Genomic DNA, 6,149 nt, shown 5'->3' with positions numbered 1-6,149 from the left:
CAGAACGCTTCCTACCAGGTTGCCGCTTATCTGGCGGATGAAATCGCCAAACTGGGGCCGTATGAGTTCATCTGTACCGGTCGCCCGGACGAAGGCATCCCGGCGGTTTGCTTCAAACTGAAAGATGGTGAAGACCCGGGATACACCCTCTACGACCTCTCTGAACGTCTGCGCCTGCGCGGCTGGCAGGTTCCGGCCTTCACTCTCGGCGGTGAAGCCACTGACATCGTGGTGATGCGCATTATGTGCCGTCGTGGCTTCGAAATGGACTTTGCTGAACTGTTACTGGAAGACTACAAAGCCTCCCTGAAATACCTCAGCGATCACCCGAAACTGCAGGGTATAGCCCAGCAGAACAGCTTTAAACACACCTGATAACATAATTTTGTAAAAACCGAATGCCCCGACCTTAAAAAACAGGTGGGGCATTCGGTTACTTATTCATGCAATAATATATTGGCTGTTTATTCATCGTGTTGATAAGATATATGTTATATGAATGTTATTAAGGGTGGCGAGACCGTTTAATATCACAATAAGGGATTATTTGCTTACTAATAATTTCCCTGCGTTTTTAACGCCTTTTTTTGTATTATAAATCCAGTTATCCAGCCCGACTATCATCACACATCATCATCCTGTTTTCCCGCTTCGTTTAAATTTATTTATCAATCAATTTGACTTAAGAGGGCGGCGTGCTACATTAATAAACAGTAATATGTTTATGTAATATTAAGCCGACTATGCAATCACTACATGGTAATTGTCTAATTGCGTACGCAAGACATAAATATATTCTCACCATGGTTAATGGTGAATATCGCTATTTTAATGGCGGTGAACTGGTTTTTGCGGATGCAAGTCAAATTCAAGTGGATAAGTGTGTCGAGAATTTTGTATTAGTTTCAAGGGACACGCTTTCATTATTTCTCCCGATGCTCAAGGAGGAGGCATTAAATCTTCATGCACATAAAAAAGTTCCTTCGTTACTCGTTCATCACTGTACCAGAGATATTCCTGTTTTTCAGGAGGTTGCGCAACTATCGCAGAATAAGAATCTGCGCTATGCAGAAATGCTCCGTAAAAGAGCATTAATCTTTGCGTTGTTATCTGTTTTCCTGGAGGACGAGCAGTTTATACCGCTGCTTCTGAACGTTTTGCAACCGAACATGCGAACACGAGTTTGTACGGTCATCAATAATAATATCGCCCATGAGTGGACATTAGCCCAAATCGCCAGCGAGCTGTTGATGAGTTCAAGCCTGTTAAAGAAAAAATTGCGCGAAGAAGGTACGTCATATTCACAGTTGCTTACTGAGTGTAGAATGCAACGTGCTTTACAACTTATTGTTATACATGGGTTTTCAATTAAAAGAGTCGCAGTGTCCTGTGGTTATCACAGCGTGTCGTATTTCATTTACGTTTTTCGAAATTATTATGGGATGACGCCCACAGAGTATCAGGAGCGATCGGCACAAGAATTGCCGAACCGTGACTCGGTGGCAAGTATTGTTGCACAAGGGAATTTTTACGGCACTGACCGTTCTGCGGAAGGAATAAGATTATAGAGTTTTACTCAGACATAAAAAAAACCCGGCATAGGGGACCGGGAAGAGGATAGTCTGCCGTCTCCAGACTAATAAACCGTTATAACACTCCCTGTTGGCACGGGAAACTTTGTGCTCTCAGTAAGTTAAATATAACTTTTACTGGAAATAAGATCAGCCATTTTTTTATAAACATAAGCTATACGCTGTGTGAAAATATATTGGTGTTGCATTTACTTATTATCAATTAACTGTTATGCAAAACTACTTTGTGGATAAATTTTGGTCCTACCAAATATGGCAGTTTTTGCACTAAGAAACAGTCTGGCGTCATTTCATTAGTATACTGAAATTGAAATAATCGCAGTAATGAAATATAAGGGATAGTCATGACTCATGTCTGCTCGGTGATCCTCGTTCGTCGTTCATTGGATATTCATCATGAACAGCAAAAAATATCGTTGCACAACGAAAGTATTCTACTGCTGGATAAAAATTTGGCAGATGATTTTGCGTTTTGTTCACCGGATACGCGACGGCTGGATATCGATGAGCTGACAATTTGCCATTACTTACAAAATATTCGTCAGCTACCACGCAATTTAGGGTTACATAGCAAAGACCGTTTGTTAATTAACCAGTCCCCCCCCATGCCTCTGGTGACGGCGATTTTTGATAGTTTCAATGAATCCGGGGTAAATTCGCCGATAATGAGCAAGATGCTTTACCTTTCCTGTTTATCAATGTTTTCTCATAAGAAAGAACTTATCCCCTTACTTTTCAATAGTATCAGTACTGTTTCAGGAAAAGTTGAACGCCTTATTAGCTTTGATATCGCTAAACGTTGGTATCTACGCGATATCGCGGAAAGAATGTATACCAGCGAGAGTCTCATCAAAAAAAAGTTGCAGGATGAAAATACCTGTTTCAGTAAAATATTACTCGCCTCCAGGATGTCGATGGCCAGACGATTACTCGAGTTACGTCAAATTCCTCTACATACTATTGCAGAAAAATGTGGGTATAGCAGTACGTCGTACTTTATAAACACATTTCGACAATATTATGGTGTAACGCCACATCAGTTTGCGCAACATTCTCCGGGTACCTTCTCCTGACCTATTTCGTATTTGAATATTGGTCAGGATCTCGCACCTGCTTCATGTGAAACTCTTTCCTGATGATCTCTTCCGGGCTACCGGCAAGATCTCTTTCGTAGTTAGCCAGGCGGTATAGGTATTTTCAGGAGGAAAAGACTCGGCATGTTTGGGATTATTAAGCTGACAATTCATACGATTACGGGAATGTGGGTCAGTATTGTGCTGTTCAAATTGATGACGAATGGCTGGAGTGGCTTCTACTTTCAGTGCTGTGTACTAAGCCTGGTATTCCTGACGGTCAGCTGGTTGTTGAGTGGTGAATGGTTAGCAGGAAAGAGTAAGGCTGAACCCTCACGTTCAACCTTACTCTCATTTACACGTTACGCTTTTTTAAAGCGGGCAAAGAGATGTTCCACTACAACGAAAAAGACTGGAACGAAGTAAATGGCCAGCACTGTTGCGGCAAACATCCCGCCCATCACGCCGGTACCTACCGCGTTTTGCGCGCCGGAACCGGCACCATGACTGATTACCAGCGGCAGCACGCCGAGAATAAAGGCCAGAGAGGTCATCAGGATTGGGCGTAAACGCATTCGCGCCGCTTCGATGATCGCCTCTATCGGCGTTTTCCCTTCTTTCTGCATCATCTCAACGGCAAATTCGACGATCAGGATGGCGTTCTTGGCGGAAAGCCCGATGGTAGTCAGCAAACCAACCTGGAAGTAGACGTCATTACTTAAGCCGCGCAGATCGGTGGCCAGTAATGCGCCAACGACGCCTAACGGTACAACCAACATCACCGAGAACGGAATTGACCAGCTCTCATAAAGTGCGGCAAGGGCGAGGAACACCACGACCAGTGAAATGGCATACAGCGCGGGAGCCTGGTTTGAGGATAACGCTTCCTGATAAGACAGTCCGGTCCATGAGTAGCCGACGCCTGCCGGAAGTTTAGCGACCAGGTCTGCCATAAATTTCATGGCGTCACCGGTACTTTTCCCGGCCGCCGCTTCTCCTAAAATCTCCATTGACGGGATACCGTTGTAGCGTTCCAGTCGCGGCGAACCATAGGTCCATTCGGTAGACGAATAGGCAGAAAGCGGTGCCATCGTGCCAGAGGCGTTGCGTACATACCACTGGTTGATGTTATCCGGCAACATACGGAACGGCGTGCCTGCCTGGACATACACTTTTTTCACCCGTCCCTGGTTGAGGAAGTCGTTCACGTAGCTGCTGCCGAAGGCGGTGGAAATTGTCTGGTTGATATCGGACAGCGCCACGCCCATTGCCTCGGCTTTCGCGGCATTGACGTTAACTTTGAACATTGGCGTATCTTCCAGGCCGTTCGGGCGTACCCCGGTAACCTGGTTCGGCGATTGCGCAGCCAGTGATAACAGCTCGTTTCGCGCCTGGGTCAGTTTTTCGTGCCCCAGGTTACCGTTGTCCAGCAGTTCCATATCAAAACCTGACGCGGTACCCAGTTCAGCCACCGCGGGTAAGTTGAACGGGAAGACGACGGCTTTATTGATACTGCTTAGCGCAATCATTGCCCGCTGAATGATCGCGGTAACTGAGTTTTCCTCGCCGACACGTTCAGACCACGGCTTGAGGCTGATAAACGCCAGACCGTTGTTTTGCCCCTGGCCACTGAAGCCAAAGCCGCCAACGGTAAACACCGACTGAACATTATCTTTCTCTTTTGTCAGATAATAATCAGTCACCTGTTGCAGCACTTTCGTGGTGTTAACCATGGTTGCACCGGAAGGTAACTGCGCGGTGGTCATAAATACCCCCTGATCCTCTTCTGGTAAGAAAGAGGTCGGCGTACGCAGGAACAGCACCGCCATCCCGGCGCAAATCAGCAGGTAGACCACCATGTAGCGACCGGTACAACGCAACAGTGAGCGGGTGCTATCGGTATAGTGCTGAGTTGATTTTTCAAACAGCGTGTTGAAGCGTGCGAACAGGGCGTTAGGTTTGTGACCGCCTTCCGGCGCGGCTTTCAGAATGGTGGCGCACAGGGCAGGGGTCAGGCTCATTGCGACAAATACTGAAAGCAGCATCGAGGAGATCAGCGTGATGGAGAACTGTCGGTAGATCTCCCCGGTTGCACCGCTCATAAAGGCCATCGGCATAAACACTGCGGAAAGCACAACGGCAATCCCGACCAGCGCACGTTGGATCTGCCCCATGGATTTATGCGTTGCTTCCTTCGGCGGTAGCTTATCTTCCGCAATGACACGCTCGACGTTCTCCACCACCACGATGGCGTCATCCACCAACAACCCTATCGCCAGCACCATCCCGAACATGGTGAGGGTGTTGATGGTGAAACCGACCGCCGACAAGATCGCAAACGTCCCGAGAATAACCACCGGTACGGCAATCGTCGGGATGATTGTGGCTCGGAAATTCTGCAAAAACAGATACATGACCAGGAAGACGAGGATGATAGCCTCAACCAGCGTTTTGAAAACTTCCTGAATAGAAATTTTGATAAACGGTGTGGTGTCGTAAGGATAAACCGTCTTCAGGCTTGCGGGGAAATAAGCCGATAAACGGTTCAGCTCCTCTTTCACCGCTCGCGAGGTATCCAGGGCGTTTGCTCCGGTAGCCAGTTTGATGGCGATACCGGCAGCAGGTTTGCCGTTATAGCGCGCCACGGTGGAATAATCTTCCGCCCCAAGTTCGACGCGGGCGACATCACGCAGCAGCACTTGCGAGCCATCTTGCTGAACTTTCAACAGGATTTTGCCAAATTCTTCCGGCGTTTGCAGACGCGTCTGCACAATGATCGAGGCGTTCAGTTGCTGGTCTGCCGCCTGTGGCATGCCACCCAGTTGACCACCAGAAATCTGGTTGTTTTGCACCTTAATCTGGGAAATAACATCGGAAGGTACCAGGTTGTATTTATTGAGTTTTTGCGGGTCCAGCCAGATACGCATGGCATACTCGGAACCAAAGAGTTGTACGCTACCAACGCCCGCGGTACGGCTTAGCGGGTCTTTGATATTAGACGCTACATAGTCCGCGATATCGTACTGGTTGAGACTGCCGTTATCAGAAATGAACGCCGCTACCATCAGGATATTACTGCTCGACTTATCGACGCTAATACCCTGCTGCTGCACCGCTTCAGGTAATGAAGGCATAGCGAGTTGCAGTTTATTTTGCACCTGAACCTGCGCGATATCAGGCGATGTCCCCGTCTCAAAGGTCAGAGTGATGGAGGCATTACCCGCCGCATCGCTGGTTGAAGACATGTACATCAGGCCATCAAGCCCATTCATATTTTGCTCAATCACCTGAGTGACCGAGTCTTCTACCGTTTGCGCATCGGCACCCGGATAGGTTGCGCTGACGGTAATGGTTGGTGGCGCAATCTGCGGATATTGCGCAACCGGTAAGTTCATGATCGCCAGACCACCTGCAAGCATCATAATAATGGCAAGTACCCAGGCAAAAACCGGGCGATCAATAAAATAGTTAGCCATGAAAGTCC

3 protein-coding genes and 1 pseudogene are annotated in these 6,149 nt (G+C 47.6%); 3 read left to right on the top strand and 1 reads right to left on the bottom strand.

The genetic code is table 11. From position 1 onward, the window contains the following. The 3 genes and pseudogenes from BEB54_RS13095 to gadW all read left to right on the top strand — a co-directional run. Positions 1-375: pseudogene (locus BEB54_RS13095) on the top strand (glutamate decarboxylase); the annotation flags it as partial. A 368-nt stretch (positions 376-743) separates the two neighbouring features. Then, complete coding sequence (gene gadX, locus BEB54_RS13090) at positions 744-1,568, top strand: acid resistance transcriptional activator GadX (protein WP_105272317.1); 825 nt, start codon at positions 744-746, stop codon at positions 1,566-1,568. 368 nt (positions 1,569-1,936) lie between these two features. Further along, entirely contained in the window at positions 1,937-2,665 is a 729-nt protein-coding gene (gadW, locus tag BEB54_RS13085; RefSeq protein WP_105272318.1) for an acid resistance transcriptional activator GadW, read from the top strand. Between the two features lie 362 nt (positions 2,666-3,027). Here gadW and mdtF read toward each other — a convergent pair whose 3' ends face one another. Beyond that, the gene (gene mdtF, locus BEB54_RS13075) at positions 3,028-6,141 is read right to left on the bottom strand and encodes a multidrug efflux pump RND permease MdtF (protein ID WP_089575752.1); all 3,114 of its coding nucleotides are present in this window, start codon (positions 6,139-6,141) and stop codon (positions 3,028-3,030) included. Between the last annotated feature and the right edge of the window lie 8 nt (positions 6,142-6,149).

The sequence above is a fragment of the Escherichia sp. MOD1-EC6021 genome (assembly GCF_002965245.1).
In the GTDB taxonomy this organism is placed as follows: domain Bacteria; phylum Pseudomonadota; class Gammaproteobacteria; order Enterobacterales; family Enterobacteriaceae; genus Escherichia; species Escherichia coli_F.
The sequence above is the reverse complement of the archived record's forward strand: the minus strand, read 5'-3'. Positions and strand labels throughout refer to the sequence as shown.